The sequence below is a fragment of the Paracoccus sp. MBLB3053 genome (genome assembly GCF_031822435.1).
Lineage (GTDB): Bacteria > Pseudomonadota > Alphaproteobacteria > Rhodobacterales > Rhodobacteraceae > Paracoccus > Paracoccus aurantius.
Genome location: NZ_JAVQLW010000001.1, coordinates 1,609,551 through 1,628,929, shown reverse-complemented (window position 1 = coordinate 1,628,929; position 19,379 = coordinate 1,609,551). Strand labels below are relative to the sequence as shown.

Sequence of the window (19,379 nt, the reverse complement as noted above, 5' to 3'; positions counted from 1 at the left end):
CTGGAACGGCCGCGATGCCCGACGTCGGGCCCTTTTCATGTCATGGCTTGATGAGATGGGATTCCGTCGTGGTCGTCTCGTCCATCTCGACATTACCGGCCTCGTCCGCGACCGGCTCGACCAGATCATGCGGCAATGTGAAGGGTGCGGTCAGCTCTGCCGTCTTTTCGCGTTTGTCGTAAATGCACACATAGCGATCGGCCGTTCCATCCGGAAGCGCCGTGATCAGAAGCGCCGCGCCATAGTTTTCAGAACCGAACGGGTTAACCTCGATCGCGGTTTCACCATCCGCCGGTGCAAGTGCGGCACAGGCCGTTTCGACATCGGCGCGGAACGCTTCCCATGCCGCCTCGGACGAGGCAGTTGCAGAGGTCGTCATCAGGGCAAGCAACAGGATCGGCAGGCGCATAACGGTACTCCTTTCGGGCAGTGCCACGATGCGCAGGCCGGATCGGCTTGTCAAAGCCCCAGTTGCGCGGCGAATGCCCTGACCTGTTCGTCGCTGCCCGCCGCCAGCGAACGCAGCAACGTCGCCTGGCTGCGCAGGATCGGCTCTTCGGCAAGGATCTTCAGGTGATTCGCGCGTAGCGTTTCGCCCGAAGAGGTAATGTCGGCGATCGCCTCGGCGGTCAGGTTCGCGACGGTGCCTTCGGTCGCGCCCTGGCTGTCCACAAGCTGGTAATCGGCCACCTCCTGATCGGAAAGCCAGGCCCGCACCAGCCGGTGATACTTGGTGGCGATGCGCAGCCGGAAGCCATGCTCGGCGCGGAAATCCCGCGCGATGGTGGCGAAATCGTCCAGATCGTCGCAATCGGCCCAGCAGGAGGGCACGGCGAGGATCAGGTCTGCATGGCCGAAGCCCATCGGGGCCAGTTCCTCGACATGGCTGCGCCAGCCCGCCAGCTTCTCGCGGATGAGGTCGGTGCCGGTCACGCCCAGATGGATGCGCCCCGCCTGAAGCTCGCGCGGGATCTCGCCCGCAGAAAGCAGCACCAGCGAGACGTTTTCCGCCCCGTCGACCCGACCCGCATATTCACGATCAGAACCCGAGCGCGACAGGGTCACGCCGCGTTCGGCGAACCACTCGAAGCATTGCTCCATCAGCCGCCCCTTGGACGGAACGCCCAGCCGGATCATTCTAGACCCCCGAGTTCGTGGACAAGGCCCGGACGGATGATTCCGCCCACCGCCGGGATCGAGCGGCCCTGCGCCTGCCCCAGCACCGCGGCCAGCGCGTCATAGCGCCCGCCCGAGGCCACCGGCGGCCAGTCGGCGCGCCCCGCAGCGGCAAAGCTGAAGGTCATGCCGTCGTAATATTCCATCGTGTGACGGCCGTGGCTCGCGTCGAAATGGATCGCATCCACGTCGATGCCGCGCCGCGACAGGTCGGCGAGGTTGCGTTCGAGCCGGTCGACGGCCTCGTGGATGTCGGGGATCTCGGCGGCAAGCTGGCGCAGCTGCGCCAAAGCCTGCGGGGCCGGAGCCTGGACCGCGAAGAGCCGTTCCAGCCGCTCGACCCATTGCGCGGCCAAGGGCTGTTCGCCCGCATCCGCCTGCAGCCGGTCGATGCGGGACTGCATCTCGTCGGGCGAGCGCAGGCCCGTCCATGCCGTCGGCGCTTGCGCGAAATTGCGCCCCTCGGCGGGGGCGCTGAAGCGCGCGAGCAGCCGGGCGAAGCGCTTCGGCCGCCAAATATGGTGCAGCAGCGCGGCGCGGCGCGCGCCCGACAGGGGCAGCGCGCGGACCGCGTCCATCAGCAGGTCCATGTCGCCCATGCTCGCCTGCAGCCGCAGCGGCGCGAGGATGTCGTGGAACAGCGCGAAGACCTCGGCATCGGCATCCGGGTCGCGCGCGAAAAGCTCGAAACCGGCCTGCAGGTATTCATTGTCGCGCGGATGCTCGGGCTGAAGCTCGCCGTGGTCCTGCTTGCGGAAGATCTCGCCGAGGTAGCAGTAGCGCGCGGGTTCGGCACCGTTTTCCATGTGCATCTGCACGACGGGAACGGTGAAATCGGGGCGAAGCATGACCTCGCCCCGGATCGGGTCCTGTGTGACATAGGCGCGGGCGCGGATGTCCTCGCCGTAAAGGTCCAGCAGCGTCTCGGCGGGCAGCAGCAGGTCGGGCGCGACCTCCTCGGCCCCGGCGGCGCGGAAGGCCGCCAGGATCTGCTGGCCGATCGCCTGTTTCGCGCGCTTGCTCATCCCAAGATGCGCCGGACTTCGGCGACGAGATCACCGCGCGCCACCTCGGTCTGGGCGGGCTGGGCCTTCCATTCCTCATGGCTGGCCTCGGCCGCGATCTTCGCGCCAAGGATCAGGTCCTTGACCTGCACGACGCCGCGCAGGGCCTCGTCGCCGCCCTGGATGATGGCGACCGGCGCGTTGCGCTTGTCGGCATATTTGAGCTGGTTGCCGAAGTTCTTCGGGTTGCCCAGATAGACCTCGGCGCGGATGCCGGCTTCGCGCAATTCGGACGCCATCGCATAGTAGTCGCCCATGCGGTCGCGATCCATCACGGTCACGACGACCGGGCCCTGATCGACCCCGCCCATCAGCCCCTTGGCGCGCAAGGCGGCCAGCAGGCGGTCGACGCCGATCGAGACGCCGGTGGCCGGGACCTTCTGGCCGGTGAAGCGCTCGACCAGGCCGTCATAGCGCCCGCCGCCCGCGACCGAGCCGAATTGCCGCTTGCGGCCCTTCTCGTCGAGGATCTCGAAGGTCAGCTCGGCCTCGAAGACCGGGCCGGTGTAATAGCCGAGGCCGCGCACGATCGAGGGGTCTATCACCGCGCGATCCTCGCCGACGCCCATCGCGGCGAGCATGTCCGAGATCTGCGCCAGCTCCTCAACGCCCTCGGCGCCGGTGGCCGAGGCGCCGACGGCGGCGCGCAGGTTCTCGAGCGTCGCGGCATTGTCCGCGCCCTTCGAGGTCAGGAAGGCGATCACCGGATCGGCCTGTTCGGGGCGCAGGCCCACGCCCTCGATCATCGCGCCGGATTCGTCCTTGCGCCCCGTGGTCAGAAGCTGGCGCACGCCCGCCTCGCCGACCTTGTCGAACTTGTCGATGGTGCGCAGCACGTCATCGGCAGGCTTGCCGCCCTCGACGCCCATGGCCTCGAGGATGCCGTTCAGAACCTTGCGGTTGTTGATGCGGATCAGGTAATCGCCGCGCTGGATGCCGGCATGTTCAAGCGCCGCGGCCAGCATGCCGCAGATCTCGGCATCGGCCGCAACCGAGGCGCTGCCAACCGTATCGGCATCGCATTGGTAGAACTGGCGGAAGCGCCCCGGCCCCGGCTTCTCGTTGCGCCAGACCGGGCCCATCGCGTAGCGGCGATAGGGCGATGGCAGGTCATTCCTGAACTGCGCCGCGACACGCGCCAAGGGCGCGGTCAGGTCATAGCGCAGCGCCAGCCAGTCGCCCGCGCCGCCGCCCGGGACCTCGGCCTCCTGCCAGGCGAAGACGCCGGCATTGGGGCGGTCCACGTCGGGCAGGAACTTGCCCAAGGCTTCGACGGTTTCAACCGCACTGGTTTCCAGCGGCTCAAATCCGTGGCGATGATAGATTTCGGCGATGCGGTCGAGCATCTGCTTGCGTTCGGTCACATCCGCGCCGAAATAGTCACGGAACCCCTTGGGCGTCTCTGCCTTGGGTCGGGGTTGTTTTTTCTGATCTTTCGCCATGGTCTGCCTCGGGCTTGTCCATGCGGGGGTCTAACGGATGGAGGATGCATGGACAAGCAGACGCTGGAAAGAACCGAGCGCCTGGAAGAGGCCGTCGCCCATCTGGCACGGATTGCGGATGATCTGTCGGGCATCGTCGCCCGCCAAGAGGGCGAAATCGCCCGCCTGACCCGCCGGATCGACATGTTGATGGCACGCGAGGCAGAACGCGAGTCGGAAGGCGGAACGATTCCCCTGGCCGATCAGCGTCCGCCGCATTGGTAGAGCGACCGTTTTGGCGCCAAGGCGTCCTAACGGTTCGCCGGACCAAGCCGGGGTCCGGCCGGCGTCGGCAGTTCCGGCGCTGTCAACGGTGGCTCGGCGCTGCGTTCCACATTGCGTGACGGCACGGGCCGGGGCATGGCCCGCATCGGCTGGCTGAAGGGCGCACGAACTTGATTATCTGCCGGCAGATCGACCGCAGACAGTTGTTCGGAAACATGCTGGGTGGGCACCGCGGGAGCCGGCGCAGTGCTCTCGGCTGCGCTGGGGGCCGGAGCCGCGGCGGGGGTCGGTGTCGGAACCGGGGCAGCGATTGGCTCCTCAGGTTCATCGGACACGATTTTGCGCCTGAAGATCAGGATGTTGTGATAAACGGTGGTCCGCCCGGTGAGGCCCGCGCGTTCCTCTGCCGGAAGGGTTTCAGCCCGGACATATTCCCAGCCATCCAGCGCCATATCATTCAGAGCGACCGTCAATGTGGCTGCGAAACGCTCGATCCCGGTCTTGGCGCCCTTGGTCTTTTCGCCGCGCGAAGGCGCCGGAATGACGGTGTATTCGTAGCTGCTCATCTGACTGCCTTTCGTTTGCCCCGCAGATTAGGCGAGAAGTGGTGCCAAGGAAAGTATGCAGCGCAACGACAGCTTGCACCGCAGGTGTCGTCATTCCGTGAGGATGGTGGCGAACCCCTTTCCAGTGAGGCATGGCGGTGCCTTGGTGGGATCGCGGACCGCCAGATCAATTCGACAACTCCCCACAAGGTAAAAAGACCGCCCTCGGCCATGGCCGAAGGCGGTCATGAAAAGCCGGGGCGCGCGATTTACTGTCCGAGCTTCTGCGCGACCAGTTCGTTGACGGCGGCCGGGTTGGCCTTGCCGCCGGTTGCCTTCAGGACCTGGCCGACGAACCAGCCCGCAAGCTTCGGATTCGCGCGGGCCTTTTCGACCTGTGCCGGATTCGCGGCGATGATTTCATCGACGGCCTTCTCGATCGCGCCAAGATCGGTCACCTGCTTCATGCCACGTGCTTCCACGATCTCGGCCGGATCGCCGCCCTCGGTCCAAAGGATCTCGAAGAGGTCCTTGGCGATCTTGCCCGAGATGTCGCCCTTGGCGATCAGGTCGATGACGCCGCCCAACTGGCGGGATGAAACCGGCGAGGTCTCGACGCTCAGGCCTTCCTTGTTCAGGCGACCGAAAAGCTCGTTGATGACCCAGTTCGCCGCCATCTTGCCGTCGCGGCCGGTGGCCACGGCCTCGAAGTAATTGGCGTTCTCGACCTCGGCGGTCAGCACGCCGGCATCATATTCCGACAGTCCGAGCCCGGTGACGAAACGCGCCTTCTTCTCGTCGGGAAGTTCCGGCATCTCGGTCGCGATATGGTCGACCCAGGATTGGTCGATTTCCAAGGGCAGCAGGTCGGGATCGGGGAAGTAGCGGTAGTCATGCGCCTCTTCCTTCGACCGCATGGAACGCGTCTCGCCCTTGTCCGGATCGTAAAGGCGGGTTTCCTGCACGATCTTGCCGCCATCCTCGATGATGGCGATCTGTCGGCGCGCCTCATATTCGATCGCGGCCTGGATGAAGCGCATCGAGTTCATGTTCTTGATTTCGCAGCGCGTGCCCAGATGGGCGAAATCGCCGGTCTCCATGAATTTCTCATAGGCACCGGGCTGGCAGACCGAGACGTTCACATCGGCCCGCAGGTTGCCGTTCTGCATGTTGCCGTCGCAGGTGCCCAGATAACGCATGATCTGGCGCAGCTTGGCGACATAGGCCGCAGCCTCTTCGGGGCCACGGATGTCGGGGCGGCTGACGATCTCCATCAGGGCGACGCCGGTGCGGTTCAGGTCCACGAAGGACATGTTCGGGTCCATGTCATGGATTGATTTGCCCGCATCCTGCTCGAGGTGGATCCGTTCGATGCGCACGCGGCGCGCGACGCCGGGGGCCATGTCCACGATCACCTCGCCTTCGCCCACGATGGGATGGTAGAGCTGGCTGATCTGGTAGCCCTGCGGCAGGTCCGGGTAGAAATAGTTCTTGCGATCGAAGGCCGAGCGCAGGTTGATCCCGGCCTTGAGGCCCAGACCGGTGCGGACGGCCTGCTCGACGCAGAATTCATTGATGACGGGCAGCATCCCCGGCATGCCGGCATCGACGAAAGCGACGTGGCTGTTCGGCTCGGCCCCGAAGCCGGTCGAGGCGCCGGAGAACAGCTTGGCGTTCGAGGCGACCTGAGCGTGGACTTCCAGGCCGATGACCAGTTCCCAGTCCTGCTTCGCACCCTGGATGACTTTGGGTTCGGGGGAGGTATAGGTCAGATGGTCAAGCATGGCGGTTCCTTCGGCAAGGTTGCTGGCCTTCTAGGCGCTTGGGCCGCGCGTCGCAAGTGCTGCGGGCGCATGCTCAGCGCCCGCCGGGTCGGCTGTTCTCGGCAAGTGCTGCATTGGGCAGATCGTCTCCGGAGGAGGAGATCGGCGCGGCACTGGGGCCATGGGCAAAGCGTTCCATCAGCGCCGTTTCAAGCTGACGATTCAGTTCGCGGCTGCGCTCGATATATTCCGCATTGGCTTCCAGCGATACGCCGGGTTTCCAGACCTCGGCCAGTTGGCGCAGCCCGGCGCGGTCCATGTGGTAATAGACGCGCTCAAGCTCGGCAGCCTCGTATTCGGACAGTCCCGCGCGTTCGAGCACGTAGCGACCCGCGCGCAGCGAGCTGTCAAAGACTTCCCGCACAATATGGTCGGCCTTCGCTTCATAAAGCTGAAAGACGTTCACACGATCATAAGCGCGGGCGACGATGACGATATCTGGCCGGATTTCCCGCGCAATGTGGATCAGTCGCAGGTTCGCGGCGGGATCGTCGAGCGTCGCGACGAGGATCTGTGCCTTCTCGATGCCCGCGGCCCTGAGGATCTCGGGCCTGGTCGGATCGCCGAAGTAACCCTTGAAGCCGAAACGACGCATCACCTGGATCACCTCGAGGTCATGGTCGAGAACCGTGGTCTGGAAACCCGACATCGTGACCATCCTGTTCACGACCTGCCCGAACCGACCGATGCCCGCGATGATGATCGGCTGCTGCTCCTCGATCTCGTCCGGGGGTTCTGAAGCACGATCTTCGGCAATGCGGCGCGAAATATAATCCGACAGCATGAACAGAAGCGGCGTCGCCAGCATCGAAAGCGAGATCACCAGCAGCATGGACTGGGCAAGCGCGCGCGGCAGGATCGCCAGTGTCACCGCAAAGGAAATCAGCACAAAGCCGAATTCGCCCGCTTGGGCGAGCGACAGGGTAAACAGCGTGCGGGCTCGCCCATGCAGACCGGTGGCCCGGGCGACGCCGTAGAGCACCAATGATTTGATACCCATCAGGATCACCGTCATGCCCAGGATCGCCGCCGGACGATCAAACAGGGTCTGGAAGTTCATCCCCGCGCCAACGGTGATGAAGAACAGCCCCAGAAGCAGTCCCTTGAAGGGCGCGATCTGCGCTTCAAGATCATGACGAAACTCCGATCCCGCAAGCACCACGCCCGCAAGGAAGGTACCGAGCGCGGGCGAGAGGCCGACCGTTTCCATGAGCGAGGCGATGCCCACGACGATCAGCAGGGCCAGCGCCGTATCGAGTTCGCCGACGCGCGACGAGTTCACATAGCGAAAGGCGGGACGAACGAGATACTGCCCGATCAACACCACGACAGCGACCGCCCCCAACGTGACAAGCGCCAGCGCCCAGCCCGGCAGGCCCTGCAGGATCGAGGCGGCGCCGTGATCATCCCCCGAGACGCCCGCACCATGCACAGCCAGAAGCGGCATCAACGCGATCATCGGGATGACGGCGATATCCTGGGTCAGCAGAACGGCGAAGGCGCTGCGCCCTCCGGCCGTCTGCATCAGCGCCTTTTCCGACAGTGTCTGAAGCACGATCGCCGTCGAGCTCAGCGACAGGATCATGCCGAGTGCCAGCGCGATCTGCCAGCTTTGCCCCAATAGCATCGCGACCGAGGCGAGCAGCGCGACCGTTCCCAGGATCTGCATCCCCGCGAGCCCAAGCAGCTTGTGCCGCATCTGCCATAACGTGCGCGGATCAAGCTCGAGCCCGATCAGGAACATCATCATGACCACGCCGAACTCGGCGAAATGCTGGAGGTCGGCCATTTCGGTGGCGCTTCCCGCCAGCCCAAGCACGGGACCGATGACGATGCCCGAGATCAGGTAGCCCAGAACCGATCCCAGCCCCAGCCGCGCGGAAAGCGGCACGGCGATGACCATGGTCAAGAGATAGACCGTGGCGGCCGGGAGAAATGATTCCATCTATCGCCCGTCCAGCAATCTGAGTTCGCGGGTCTTGCCTGCCTTCACGTAGGTCAGCCGGCCATTTCCGATCGAGTTGATCGTACCGCCGTCAATTTTGTCGCCAAGACGGACGGTGACGATCTTGCCGTTCCGGAGCCGGATCAGCGCGCGGCTTGCATTGCCTGCGCCGATGATGCCGATGATCGTGGTGCGTCCCGTATCTAGCGCGCGCGATTCCGTCGCCGCCTTGGCCACGCTTGCGGCCGTCACGCCCCCCGATGCAGCATTCGCCGCCACTTCGGGTTCGTCATCGACTTCTGGCGGCTTGTAGTCCTGCTTGCGGGCCCGTGCCGCGCGTTCCTCGGCTTCGGCCTGGGCGCGTGCGCGGGCTTCGGCCTGTGCGCGGGCCTGCGCCTCGGCTGCGGCGTCGGCCTGGGCGCGCGCGCGAATGCGCGCCTCTGCCTGAGCTTGGAGCTGTTCGTCAAGTGCCCGTCGCGCCGCGATCTCGGCTTCGCTTGGTCCGGCCGTGGCGGCGACGGCGGCCGCGACTGCCCCATCCGTGGCCGATTGATCCGGCTTTTCGGCGGTATTCTTGTCGTCGCTTTTGGGGGGACGGCCCGAATCGGACCGCCGGGGCGGCAACGGTGAACTGCGCAGCGCCGAAAGCTGCACACCGCCCGGAGTCGCGGTCGAGGCATTCACGGCCGAGGCAATGGCCTTTTCGACGGCTTGGTCCGAAACCGTCGAAGCCGAACCGCGGCCCGAGGGCCGCGCCGCCGGGCGGGAGGAGCTCGCGACCGAAGCCGCCTTGGCGGACGGCTTGTCGGGCGTGTTCGCATTGGCCGATTTGAGCACCTCGTTGATCGCCGAGGGCGAGACGACATCAGTGGCAGCACCGGCCTGCGCGGGCTTGCGCACAGGGCGTGTGTCGGCAAAACGCGGGCCAAAGGCCCGCGGCACCGGTTTCGACGCGAGCGCAGTCCGGCGCCCGATATCCTCGATCAACGCCCTTAACATTGCCTGCTCATCTGCATTCAGCACATCCGGCCCAATGGGCTCGGGCGCCGAGCCTTCCGGGCGCTGCGGTGGGCGGACGATTCCCCCGGCGAACGGCGTGGCCCGCTCGATGACACTCGCGTTACGATCGGCGGCAGGAAGGGTTTGCGTTTGGGCTTCGGGCTCGGCGGCAGCGCGGCTGCGCGCAGGCGGGCGCGTGCTTGTAATCGGCTGAGACGCGCGCTGGCTTTCCGTGTAGGGCAACGGATCGGACGGCACCCGGGGGGCAGTGTCCATGCGCGGTTCAGTCGCCTGCGGTGTGCTGCGACGCGGCGAAAGCTGCGGTCGCACCGAGCTTGTCACACGAGCCACAGCTGCTTCGGCCCTTGGGGGCACGGCAGTTTCCGCTGAAGGCCTGGACGTGCGCTGATCCGGCGCAGAAACGGGCCGCGTGGCACGCGTGACGATGACAGAGGGTTCTGCCGGTGATGACGAAGGCGCAGATGGCTCGGCAGCCGCCGCAGCGGGCGCCGCAGCGGGCGCCGCGTTCGCGGCGGCCGTTGCGGGGGACGGGGCGACCGGTTCGGGCGTCGCGGTGACGCGGGCCGGGGGGACGACGGCCGCGGCGACTGCAGCGGCGGCCCTGAGGATTGCGCGCTGCTCGGGCAACGGTCTGTCCCCGAAGCCGAGCGGCGGCAGCTCGAGTTCCCCAAGCCCCGTTTCGGCCTCCACCGCAACGACGGGTTCAGGCGCAGGCGCGGCCGGCGAAGGCTCGCGGGATCCCTCCCCAGCTGGGCCGGCAGCAACCGCAATTCCGGCAGGACCAGGCTCGATCGGCTCTGCCTCGATCTCGGACGCCACGAAAGCGTTGGGAGCTTGCCGACCCTCGTCCTGAGCCCGCCCGGACACAGAGGCGGTATCGCCAACTGGTGGATCGGACGGCTCGGCAGCGCCCGTGATCTCGGGTTCTTCCGGAGGGGCCGAAATCTGGGCCGGCACCTCATCGCGCAGAATATAGGCACCGATCAGCACGAGCCCGAGGATCAACCCCGCCAGCATGACTGCCAGCCGACCCAGCCCGCCCCGATGGCCGGGCGCCTGTCGTCGGGGCGCGGTGGGTGCCTTCGGCTGTGCTGCTTCGCCGCTGTTCCGGCTCTGTCTTGCCTCGGCCGCACGGCGCATCACCGCTTCGGCCCGCGGGTTGATGCCGGGTTTGCGCGTTTCGGAGCTTGCCGGTCCATGCCGGATGATCGACGGTATCGGCTTTGCGTCGGCGGGCTTTTCGCTGGACGAAGACCGGGCAGTCAGATCGGGCACCTCGGCCTGAGCATCTTGCGCTGAGGCGCCTGTCGCATCTGCCGGCAAATCGAACTCCGCGGCCTTGGCGCCCAGGTCCTCGTGGGCGGACGGCTCGCCCTGCTGATGATCCGTCTCCTCGGTGGCGCTGTCGCTTTCCACGCCCTTGCCCTTGGCGAAGGCCGGAACGTTCACTACGGACCCCGAAGGATCGGTCGCCGCCTCGGTCGCGGACGTGGTTTCATCGGCGATCATGATCGCTGCGGCCGTCACACCCGCCAGCGCCGGATCGATGGTCGGCCGCATGCGCTGGGGCTGTTCGAGCACGAAACCTGGCTCTCCGGGAAACTGGGCCGCATCGGGATCTGCGCAGAATCCGGAGCCATCGAACCCGTATTCCGCCGCGAAATCGCGGGCCTCGCGCAGGGTCTGCCGCGCGACGGCCGCGACGCGGACGCTGTCGCCCGAACCAACCCAATCGAATGCCAGCTCTTCGATGGCATATGGCGTCAACCCATCCAGCGCACGCCCGACCGCGCGCTCGCGATCCCCCGAGGGTTCGATGGTCAGCGTGGTGTAAAGAATCTGATCATCGGGAATGACCAGCGTGACCGTCAGCGGCAGGTCTGCATCACCCCCCGTCGCCATCATCCGCAGTTGGATCAGGTCCTCGCGGAACGTGGGCTCGTCGAAGTCGACAGAACCCAGATGTCGCCAGGCCGGTCGGCGTTGTCCCTTGCCCTGGTCGGAAGCAGCCTCGCGATGCTGCAGATGGACTGCGTCCTCACTGAACGACAGACCATATTCGATAAGGGAATCAAGCGACATGGATAGGCTTTGCCTTGCAGGTCCGGGCGCCGTGGCGCGAGTTCTAAGTCTATTGAATGAACTACCGCAGATCGATCTCCGTGAAAAGCGGCACAACTCTTTGTGAGGAATCTGCGACCATGCTTCATGGTTATATGTGCTCGACCACAACTGCGCATGGCTTCAATGCCTTGCGCCGCACCAAGGAGTGAACACCCATGTCCCATCTGCGCCCGTTTCTGGCCGCTGCCTCGCTGGCCATCCTGGCCGGCGGTGCCGCCGTCGCGCAGTCACCCGCGCCCGGCGACACGCCGCCGCCCGCCCGCATGGGACATCACGGCAAAGGCCATCACGCCGCGATGCTGACGGTCACCGGTCAGGGCAGCTCCAGCGCCCAGCCAGACATGGCCCGGATCACGCTTGGCGTCAGCACAGAGGCAGAAACTGCGGCCGAGGCGATGACCCAGAACTCGACCCAGCAGCAGGCCGTTCTTGAGGCGCTGAAGGCCGAAGGTATCGAGGATCGCGACATCCAGACGGCCGGGCTGAACCTTTCGCCGCGGATGGAATACAATAACGGCCAGCCGCCGAAAATGGTGGGCTATGTCGCGCAGAACACCGTGCATGTGCGGGTGCGCGATCTCGCCGGCTTGGGCGGCATCCTCGACAAGCTGGTGTCGACCGGCGCGAATGAGATCAGCGGAATTAGCTTCGGTCGCGAGGATATGGCCGAGGCGCAGGACAAGGCGCGTGCCGAGGCGGTCGCCGATGCGCGGCACCGTGCCGAACTCATGGCGCAAGCGGCCGGGATGAAGCTTGGCAACCTGCGCGCACTGTCGGACAGTCCCATCGCGGAAGGCCCGCGTCCAATGATGGCGATGCGCGCAGAGGCAAAGGGCGACAGCCCCGTCCCGATCGCTGCGGGAGAGCTGGAAGTTACCGCTCAGGTCACGGCGATCTTCGAACTGCTGCCCGCAAATGCACCGGATGATGTGCCGGAAGAACCAGCACCGGTCCCCGCGCCCCAGAACTGATATTGCGATTGCAGGGTTTATGTCCCCTGCCATCCTGATAGCGGATCAGGCGGTTGCGGCCGCAAGCGCCTGATCCAGGTCCGAGATGAGGTCTTCCGGGTCCTCGATCCCGATCGACAGGCGGACCACATCGGGCCCTGCCCCCGCCGCGATCTTCTGCTCATCGGTAAGCTGACTATGCGTCGTCGAAGCCGAATGGATCACGAGCGAACGCGAATCCCCCAGGTTGGCGACGTGGCTGAAAAGCTTGAGATGATCGACAAGCTTGACGGCCGCGTCGTATCCTCCCTTGATCGAGAAGGTGAAAAGCGCACCCGCCCCCTTGGGATAGACCCGCCGCGCGGTTCCATTCCAGGGCGAGGATTGCAGGCCCGCATAGGTCACCGAGGAAATCCGCGGATCTTTTTCCAGCCATTCCGCGACCTTCTGCGCGTTCTCGACATGTCTGGGCATGCGCAAGCCAAGCGTCTCGATCCCAAGCAATGTGTAATGCGCGGCCTGCGGGTTCATGGTCATCCCCAGGTCGCGCAATCCGATCGCGATGCCGTGAAACGTGAACGCCAGATTGCCGAAGGTCTCATGGAACTTCAGCCCGTGATACGCGGGTTCCGGTTCCGAGAGGCTGGGGAATTTGCCCGATGCCGTCCAGTCGAACTTGCCGGAATCGATCACGACACCGCCCGTCACAGTGCCATTGCCTGTCATGTATTTCGTCAGGCTGTGGACAACGAGCGTCGCCCCCATCTCGATCGGGCGGCATAGCCAGGGCGTGGCAAGCGTGTTGTCGACGATCAGCGGCACGCCCAATTCATCCGCGATCGCGGCAACCGCGGGAATGTCCGTGACATATCCGCCTGGATTGCTGATCGATTCGCAGAAGATCGCACGGGTGTCCTCGTCGACCGCCGCTCGAAGCGCCTCCAGATCGTCGAGATCGACGAATTTCGCGCTCCAGCCAAAGCGCTTGATGGTCTGGCTGAATTGCGTAACCGTTCCGCCGTAAAGCCTTGTCGAGGCGACTACATTCCTGCCCGGACCCATGAGCGGAAACAGCGCCATGATCTGTGCGGCATGCCCGGACGAACAGCAGACTGCGCCGGCCCCGCCCTCAAGCGCGGCGATGCGCGACTGCAGTGCCGAAACCGTCGGGTTGGTCAGCCGCGAATAGATGTAACCCACTTCCTGCAGCCCGAAGAGCCGCGCGGCGTGGGCCGCATCCTGAAATACATAGGCTGTCGTCTGATAGATCGGAACCTGCCGGGCCCCGGTCGCCGGGTCCGGCATTGCCCCGGCATGGATGGCGGCCGTATCAAAACCCCAATTCTCGGACATGCTCTGTCTTCCTCCTCCTTTGCCTCGCGAGAGACTAGGAGGAGGCAGGTTCACGTTGCAATGGTGAATGGGGCGGCCGCTTCAGGAGCGCATTTGAAGAACGAGCTTCGCCAGATGCTCGGTCGAGGGATCGTGGCCGGGGGCGGACTTGCCTTCGAGAAGCGGCGCGACCTTCAGGGCAAGCTCCTTGCCGAGTTCGACACCCCATTGATCGAAGCTGTTTATGCCCAGGATCACACCTTCGACGAAGACCCGGTGTTCGTAAAGCGCCACGATCTGTCCCAGGGTAAAGGGCGAAAGCTCGGGGAACAAAAGCGTCGTCGAGGGTCGGTTGCCCGGAAAGACGCGGTGACGGGCCTGACGTTCCAACTCTGCCCCTTCCAGCCCCTTGGCACGCATGAGGGCCCGCGCCTCGTCCAGCGAACGACCGCGCATCAGCGCCTCGGATTGGGCCAGGCAATTCGCAGCCAGCAGAAGGTGATGATGCGCCAGTTCGGGTTCATGCCCGCGTGCGGCCAACATGAATTCGCAGGGGATGATCTGCGTGCCCTGATGGATCAACTGGTAGAAGGCGTGCTGACCGTTTGTTCCAGGTTCACCCCAGATGACGGGGCCCGAAACGATTTCGAGATCGCTGCCGTCCATCGCAACGCTCTTGCCGTTCGATTCCATCTCGAGTTGCTGCAGATAGGCAGGAAGCCGGGCCAGTCGGTTGTCATAGGGCAGCACGGCACGGGTCCCGTAGCCGCAGATCTGGTTATGCCATATCCCCACAAGCGCCAACATCACCGGCAGGTTCTCGGCATCCGGTGCGGACCGGAAATGCCGGTCCATGGCCAGCGCTCCAGCCAGGAAGCGGTCAAATGCCTCGGGACCGATCGCGATCATCAGCGACAGGCCAATCGGCCCCCACATCGAATAACGCCCACCGACCCAGTCTTCGAAGCCGAAGACCCGCTCGGGGTCGATCCCCCATTCGGCGGTCTTGCCCGATGCCGAACTGAGCGCCGCGAATTGCATGGCCGGCGCGGTCACCGCGCCTGTCATCCAGTTCCGCGCGGTCTCGGCGTTGGTCATCGTCTCGATCGTCGTGAAGGTTTTCGAGGCGACGATGATGAGCGTGGTCGCGGGGTCGAGCCCCTTGAGCGTATCCGCGATATCGGCGCCATCCACGTTCGAAACGAAATGAACGCGCGGCCCGTCATGCCAGGGGGACAGCGCGCGCGTCGCCATGGCCGGCCCCAGATCTGAGCCGCCGATCCCGATATTGACGACATCGGTGATCCGCCCGCCCTGCCCGACAAAGCCGCCATCGCGGACGGCGCGCGCAAAGTCGGACATCCGGCGATGCGTCTCGCGCACCATCGGCATGACATCCTGGCCTTCGACGATCACGCTGCCTTCAAGATTGCGCAGCGCCGTATGCAGAACTGCGCGATCCTCGGTTTCGTTGATGCGCTCGCCCGAGAACATCGCGTCCCGGCGCAGGGCGACAGGAGCCGCCAGTTCGAGAAGCAGCTCGATCGCTCCGGCGTCGATCGTGGTCTTCGACCAGTCGAACACCATTCCGTCCGCCGATGTCACGCAATCCTCGGCCCGTTTGGCATTGCTCGCGAATAAGTCCGAAATGCGCAGATCTCCCTGCGCGTCGCGATAATCGCCCAGCCGCTTCCATATCTCGGTCATGTCAAATCACTCTGCCCAATGCACGCAAATATCGCCCAGGAAAGCGCGGATCGGTGCAACCTTCGGATCTAGCGATTGCGCACGTTCCAGCGCCTCGCGCTTATCCGCGCCGGTTATCATCAGGTGGGTATGGATCGCCTTTTGGAGGACGGGAGCCGTGAGCGTGATCCGTGGCTCGTCCTTGACGCTGCGCACCGCCATCACCCCTGGCGCATCCGGGGCAAGCGCCAGAGCCGTTTCGGCCGCCCCCGGAAACAGGCTGGCCGTGTGCATGTCAACGCCCATTCCCAGAAGCAGAACGGTTATGGGAAGCTGCGGAGCTATCGCCTCGCTCAAGGCGGCTGTCGCGGCTTCGGGTTCGGCCTCCCCGGTGTAGAGGTCGATATAGCGCGCCACTGCGGCCTTGCCCGTCAGCAGGTGGCGGCGCAGCAGGCGGCTGTTCGAACGCGTATGGTCGCCATTCACCCAGCGTTCGTCATTCAGGAAGACCGTCACGCGCGACCAGTCGATCTCGGTTCCGGACAGGGTGTCGAAAACCGGCCCGGGTGTGGTTCCACCCGGCACGCAAAGACTGGCCTGTTCGCTGGTGCGGAGCTGTTGCGACAGCTGACCTGCGATCTTGTCAGCAAGGGAAAGAGCCAGCATTTCCCGATCCGGGTATTCGACGAACTCAAGGGTCACGGCCTGATCTCCCTCCAGCGGCGATTGTCGCGGTGCAAGAGGCGCAGCGCCTCCTCGGGACCGCTTGAACCTGCATCATACGGCTCGGGGCGTTTCGATCCAGCCTCCCATTCGGCGATGATGGGATCGGTCCAGGCCCAGGCCGATTCGACCTCGTCGCCCCGCATGAACAGCGTCTGGTTGCCACGGATCACGTCCATGATGAGACGTTCATAGGCGTCTGGCATGTCCGTCCCGTTCGCGCCAAGCGCGTCGGCGAAGCTCATGTCCAGCGGCACCTGCACCAGCCGCATGCCGCCCGGCCCCGGCTCTTTGATCATCACGGTCAGGTCCATGCCTTCATTCGGTTGCAGCTTGATGACAAGCTGGTTCGATCGCGGCCCCTCGGCCTCGTCGAAGATCGAATGCGGCGGTGCCTTGAAAGTGACGACGATTTCGCTTGTGCGGGCGCGCAGCTTCTTGCCGGTTCGCAGGTAAAATGGCGTGCCGGTCCAGCGCCAGTTCGCGATGTTCACCTTGAGCGCGACATAGCTTTCGGTCCGCGATTCGGGATTGTCGACATCGCGCAGATAATCCGATCCATCCGGACCGTCACGATACTGGCCGCGCACGATATCGCCGCTGGACAGAGGCTCAAGCGCGCGGATGACCTTCAGCTTTTCGTCCCGCACCGCGTCTGGGTCGAAGTGATAGGGCGGCTCCATCGCGATCAGGCACAGAAGCTGCATCATGTGGTTCTGCACCATGTCCCGAATGGCGCCGGAATGGTCGTAATATTCGCCGCGCCCCCCGACGCCGACGGTCTCGGCCACGGTGATCTGGACGTGATCGACATATTGCGCGTTCCAGAGCGGCTCGAAGAGCATATTGGCGAAGCGCACGGCCATCAGGTTCTGGACCGTCTCCTTGCCCAGGTAATGGTCGATCCGATAGATCTGGTTTTCCGCGAAATGCCGAGCCAAGGTCGCGTTCAGTTCACGCGCGGTTGCCAGATCACGGCCAAAGGGCTTTTCCACGACGATGCGGCTGCTGGCATCGGCGATGCCATGGTCGGCCAGCCGCTTTGCTATGTCTCCAAAAAGCGCGGGCGCGACCGAGAAGTAGAATGCATGCACCACACCCGGACGGATCAGCGACTTGAGATCGTCCCAGCCTTCGGTTCCGCGTGCATCGATCGCGACGTAGCGCAAGTGGTTCAGGAAATCGTCAAGCTGGGGCAGATCAACGCCCTTGCCAGCGAATTCCACGATCGCCGCCCTGGCCTCGGCCCGGAAGGATTCGTCATCCTGCTTGGTCCGCGCCGCTCCGATGATCTGGGCCGAACTGGGGATCTGCCCGGCGACGTAGCGCCGGTAAAGTCCGGGCAGGATCTTGCGATGCGCCAGATCGCCCGTTGCGCCGAAGACCACCAGGTCAAACTCATCCACCGGAATGATGCGCGAAACCATCTGTCCCTCCCCATCTCTCGGCTTCGGATTACCGTCTGTTAGCGTTAACATCAACCCTGTCTCATCTGGCCGAAGATTTGCTCGGTCCATGCTGCACTGCAACATCGGACCCTGCCAGCCGTTCCACCGCCTTGGCAAGACGGGGCAACCTTGCACGGCGCATCAACTCCTTGCGAGACATTTCTCCGCCCACAAGTCCGGCACGCGTCTGGGATGCCTCGATTGCAGCCAGCACCGGATCGGGGTTCGACAGGAAAAGATCGCGAAGGAACTCATCAGGATGAACAGCCCGCAATCCCACGGCGGCAAGCGCGCCGCGCGGGAAATCGCGCAAATTGGCGGTGACGATCAGCTCAGCCCCGGCCGCAAGCGCCGCCTCGACGACATGACGGTCGGCCGCATCCGGCAGGTCAAGCCCTTCGGCGCCGCCCGAAGGCTGAACCGCGGACCCGGGAAACCTGTCGCGCAAAAGCGCAATCTCGACGCCCGCCGAAAGCCCCTGCCGTTCGGCGGCATGGCGCCATTCGTCGAGGATACGGGGTGACCAGAAGGGGTGGTACAGGCCCGCCCCCGCCGCATCAGCCAAGATCTCTCTCAGGACCGTAGGATAAAGGACGCAGGCGTCCAGAACGGCCTTCATCCGTCGAGCCGGAAGAAGAGCGCTTTGAGATAGCCCGTCTCTGCCAGTTGCGGCAATGTCGGATGGTCCGGGCCCGCCTGCCCCGTGTGAAGAAGCTGCATCCGCCGGCCGCCGCGCCCGATTCCGCGCGAACTGGCATTGCGGAAATTGCTCAGGTCGGCTGCGTGACTGCAGGAACAGAGCCCCAGATACCCGCCCGGCGCGACCAGCGGCGCGGCAAGTTTCGCCACACGCTCATAGGCGCGCAGGCCGGCTTCCAGGGCCTGTTTCGACGGCGCGAAGGCTGGCGGGTCGCAGATGACCACGTCAAATTGGGCGCCTTCCTCGGCCAGCGCCTCCATCTGCTGAAAGGCATCGCCCTGACGTGTGGTCAGACGGGCCTCGGCACCCATCGCCCTGGCCCCGCCACGCGCAAGCTCCAGCGCCGCCGCGGACCCGTCGACGCAGGTCGCGCTTTCCGCTCCAGCTGCCAGGGCTGCAAGCCCGAAGCCGCCGACATGGGAAAAGACATCGAGCACGCGCGCGCCCTTGGCGAGCCGCTGTCCGAAAGCATGGTTCGGACGCTGGTCGTAAAACAGACCGGTCTTTTGCCCCTGCATCAGGTCGGCCAGATAGATCGCGCCATTCATCGACACCTCAACCGGACCGTTGACAGCACCAGACAGGATCTCGGTTCGCTCCGGCAAACCCTCGAGCGAGCGGGCGCGGCCCTGCCCGTTCAGGATGACGGTCGAAACACCGGTCACGTCGCGCAGGGCAGCGGCAAGATCATCAACCATCGTATCGGCCCAGGCGGCATTCGGCTGGATCACGGCCGCGTCGCCGAATCGGTCGATGATCGTGCCGGGCAGCCCGTCGGCCTCGGCATGGATCAGCCGATAGAAGGGCTTGTCGAAAAGCCGTTCACGCATCTCAAGCGCGCGTGACAGCCGCACCGCGATCCAGTCGCGCGTGATACGCACTTCGGGGTCAGGGTCCATCATCCGGGCGATGATCTTGGAATTCGGGTTCACCGTGACGAGCCCCAAGGGGCGGCGTTCGGCATCCTCGAGGATGGCAAAGCTACCGGCGGCAATCGTACGGGTTCGGCGGTCGGTCACCAGTTCGTCAGCAAAGACCCAGGGGAAACCGTGACGGATCGCCTGGGGCTTGGACTTGGGACGCAGCCGGATGATGGGCAGATCAGCGGTCATGATGGGCCTCGTTGAAACCACGCAG

16 protein-coding genes are annotated in these 19,379 nt (G+C 64.8%); 2 read left to right on the top strand and 14 right to left on the bottom strand.

Features of this window, described 5'->3' with window-relative positions; genetic code table 11:
* Nucleotides 1–40: 40 nt before the first annotated feature.
* From RGQ15_RS08215 to hisS, 4 genes are read right to left on the bottom strand one after another with little or no spacing between them, the layout of a single operon-like run.
* Entirely contained in the window at nt 41–409 is a 369-nt protein-coding gene (locus tag RGQ15_RS08215; protein WP_311159732.1) for a hypothetical protein, read from the bottom strand.
* Between the two features lie 50 nt (nt 410–459).
* On the bottom strand, nt 460–1,137 hold the full coding sequence (hisG, locus tag RGQ15_RS08210; protein ID WP_311159731.1) for an ATP phosphoribosyltransferase: 678 nt from the start codon (nt 1,135–1,137) through the stop codon (nt 460–462).
* Nucleotides 1,134–2,201, bottom strand: a complete 1,068-nt coding sequence (locus RGQ15_RS08205; RefSeq protein ID WP_311159730.1) for an ATP phosphoribosyltransferase regulatory subunit — start codon at nt 2,199–2,201, stop codon at nt 1,134–1,136. Before RGQ15_RS08205 ends, hisG begins: the two co-directional genes overlap by 4 nt.
* Entirely contained in the window at nt 2,198–3,682 is a 1,485-nt protein-coding gene (gene hisS, locus RGQ15_RS08200; protein ID WP_311159729.1) for a histidine--tRNA ligase, read from the bottom strand. The genes RGQ15_RS08205 and hisS overlap by 4 nt, the downstream gene beginning before the upstream one ends.
* A 48-nt stretch (nt 3,683–3,730) precedes the next feature.
* On the opposite strand from hisS, the gene RGQ15_RS08195 reads away from it, so the two are divergent.
* Nucleotides 3,731–3,946 (top strand): SlyX family protein, encoded by a 216-nt coding sequence (locus RGQ15_RS08195; RefSeq protein ID WP_311159728.1) that lies wholly within the window; start codon nt 3,731–3,733, stop codon nt 3,944–3,946.
* A 26-nt stretch (nt 3,947–3,972) separates the two neighbouring features.
* Here RGQ15_RS08195 and RGQ15_RS08190 read toward each other — a convergent pair whose 3' ends face one another.
* The 4 genes from RGQ15_RS08190 to RGQ15_RS08175 all read right to left on the bottom strand — a co-directional run bounded on the left by RGQ15_RS08190 (nt 3,973) and on the right by RGQ15_RS08175 (nt 11,361).
* On the bottom strand, nt 3,973–4,512 hold the full coding sequence (locus RGQ15_RS08190; RefSeq protein WP_311159727.1) for a DUF4177 domain-containing protein: 540 nt from the start codon (nt 4,510–4,512) through the stop codon (nt 3,973–3,975).
* A gap of 248 nt (nt 4,513–4,760) precedes the next feature.
* Nucleotides 4,761–6,275, bottom strand: coding sequence for an Asp-tRNA(Asn)/Glu-tRNA(Gln) amidotransferase subunit GatB (gatB, locus tag RGQ15_RS08185; RefSeq protein ID WP_311159726.1), 1,515 nt, complete (start codon nt 6,273–6,275; stop codon nt 4,761–4,763).
* A 73-nt stretch (nt 6,276–6,348) separates the two neighbouring features.
* Complete coding sequence (locus tag RGQ15_RS08180; RefSeq protein ID WP_311159725.1) at nt 6,349–8,259, bottom strand: monovalent cation:proton antiporter-2 (CPA2) family protein; 1,911 nt, start codon at nt 8,257–8,259, stop codon at nt 6,349–6,351.
* Nucleotides 8,260–11,361: a hypothetical protein gene (locus tag RGQ15_RS08175; protein ID WP_311159724.1), complete on the bottom strand. Its 3,102-nt coding sequence runs from the start codon at nt 11,359–11,361 to the stop codon at nt 8,260–8,262.
* 197 nt (nt 11,362–11,558) lie between these two features.
* Between RGQ15_RS08175 and RGQ15_RS08170 the strand changes: the two genes are divergently transcribed.
* A complete protein-coding gene (locus RGQ15_RS08170; RefSeq protein ID WP_311159723.1) occupies nt 11,559–12,374 on the top strand; it encodes an SIMPL domain-containing protein in 816 nt (271 codons plus the stop codon).
* Between the two features lie 45 nt (nt 12,375–12,419).
* On the opposite strand, the gene RGQ15_RS08165 is transcribed toward RGQ15_RS08170, so the two are convergent.
* The 6 genes from RGQ15_RS08165 to RGQ15_RS08140 all read right to left on the bottom strand — a co-directional run bounded on the left by RGQ15_RS08165 (nt 12,420) and on the right by RGQ15_RS08140 (nt 19,354).
* Nucleotides 12,420–13,706, bottom strand: a complete 1,287-nt coding sequence (locus RGQ15_RS08165; protein ID WP_311159722.1) for an O-acetylhomoserine aminocarboxypropyltransferase/cysteine synthase family protein — start codon at nt 13,704–13,706, stop codon at nt 12,420–12,422.
* An 81-nt stretch (nt 13,707–13,787) separates the two neighbouring features.
* A complete protein-coding gene (gene pgi / locus RGQ15_RS08160) occupies nt 13,788–15,392 on the bottom strand; it encodes a glucose-6-phosphate isomerase (protein ID WP_311159721.1) in 1,605 nt (534 codons plus the stop codon).
* Between the two features lie 6 nt (nt 15,393–15,398).
* On the bottom strand, nt 15,399–16,073 hold the full coding sequence (gene pgl / locus RGQ15_RS08155) for a 6-phosphogluconolactonase (protein WP_311159720.1): 675 nt from the start codon (nt 16,071–16,073) through the stop codon (nt 15,399–15,401).
* Nucleotides 16,070–17,521, bottom strand: coding sequence for a glucose-6-phosphate dehydrogenase (gene zwf / locus RGQ15_RS08150; protein WP_311159719.1), 1,452 nt, complete (start codon nt 17,519–17,521; stop codon nt 16,070–16,072). Before zwf ends, pgl begins: the two co-directional genes overlap by 4 nt.
* A 61-nt stretch (nt 17,522–17,582) precedes the next feature.
* The gene (locus tag RGQ15_RS08145) at nt 17,583–18,161 is read right to left on the bottom strand and encodes an RSP_2648 family PIN domain-containing protein (RefSeq protein ID WP_311159718.1); all 579 of its coding nucleotides are present in this window, start codon (nt 18,159–18,161) and stop codon (nt 17,583–17,585) included.
* The gene (locus RGQ15_RS08140; RefSeq protein ID WP_311159717.1) at nt 18,158–19,354 is read right to left on the bottom strand and encodes an RSP_2647 family RNA methyltransferase; all 1,197 of its coding nucleotides are present in this window, start codon (nt 19,352–19,354) and stop codon (nt 18,158–18,160) included. The genes RGQ15_RS08145 and RGQ15_RS08140 overlap by 4 nt, the downstream gene beginning before the upstream one ends.
* Nucleotides 19,355–19,379: the final 25 nt, after the last annotated feature.

What these genes read in the sequence shown, in the direction of transcription:
- RGQ15_RS08215 (WP_311159732.1), bottom strand. Translation starts at nt 409, where the DNA reads ATGCGCCTGCCGATCCTGTTGCTTGCCCTGATGACGACCTCTGCAACT.
- hisG (WP_311159731.1), bottom strand. Translation starts at nt 1,137, where the DNA reads ATGATCCGGCTGGGCGTTCCGTCCAAGGGGCGGCTGATGGAGCAATGC.
- RGQ15_RS08205 (WP_311159730.1), bottom strand. Translation starts at nt 2,201, where the DNA reads ATGAGCAAGCGCGCGAAACAGGCGATCGGCCAGCAGATCCTGGCGGCC.
- hisS (WP_311159729.1), bottom strand. Translation starts at nt 3,682, where the DNA reads ATGGCGAAAGATCAGAAAAAACAACCCCGACCCAAGGCAGAGACGCCC.
- RGQ15_RS08195 (WP_311159728.1), top strand. Translation starts at nt 3,731, where the DNA reads ATGGACAAGCAGACGCTGGAAAGAACCGAGCGCCTGGAAGAGGCCGTC.
- RGQ15_RS08190 (WP_311159727.1), bottom strand. Translation starts at nt 4,512, where the DNA reads ATGAGCAGCTACGAATACACCGTCATTCCGGCGCCTTCGCGCGGCGAA.
- gatB (WP_311159726.1), bottom strand. Translation starts at nt 6,275, where the DNA reads ATGCTTGACCATCTGACCTATACCTCCCCCGAACCCAAAGTCATCCAG.
- RGQ15_RS08180 (WP_311159725.1), bottom strand. Translation starts at nt 8,259, where the DNA reads ATGGAATCATTTCTCCCGGCCGCCACGGTCTATCTCTTGACCATGGTC.
- RGQ15_RS08175 (WP_311159724.1), bottom strand. Translation starts at nt 11,361, where the DNA reads ATGTCGCTTGATTCCCTTATCGAATATGGTCTGTCGTTCAGTGAGGAC.
- RGQ15_RS08170 (WP_311159723.1), top strand. Translation starts at nt 11,559, where the DNA reads ATGTCCCATCTGCGCCCGTTTCTGGCCGCTGCCTCGCTGGCCATCCTG.
- RGQ15_RS08165 (WP_311159722.1), bottom strand. Translation starts at nt 13,706, where the DNA reads ATGTCCGAGAATTGGGGTTTTGATACGGCCGCCATCCATGCCGGGGCA.
- pgi (WP_311159721.1), bottom strand. Translation starts at nt 15,392, where the DNA reads ATGACCGAGATATGGAAGCGGCTGGGCGATTATCGCGACGCGCAGGGA.
- zwf (WP_311159719.1), bottom strand. Translation starts at nt 17,521, where the DNA reads ATGGTTTCGCGCATCATTCCGGTGGATGAGTTTGACCTGGTGGTCTTC.
- RGQ15_RS08145 (WP_311159718.1), bottom strand. Translation starts at nt 18,161, where the DNA reads ATGAAGGCCGTTCTGGACGCCTGCGTCCTTTATCCTACGGTCCTGAGA.
- RGQ15_RS08140 (WP_311159717.1), bottom strand. Translation starts at nt 19,354, where the DNA reads ATGACCGCTGATCTGCCCATCATCCGGCTGCGTCCCAAGTCCAAGCCC.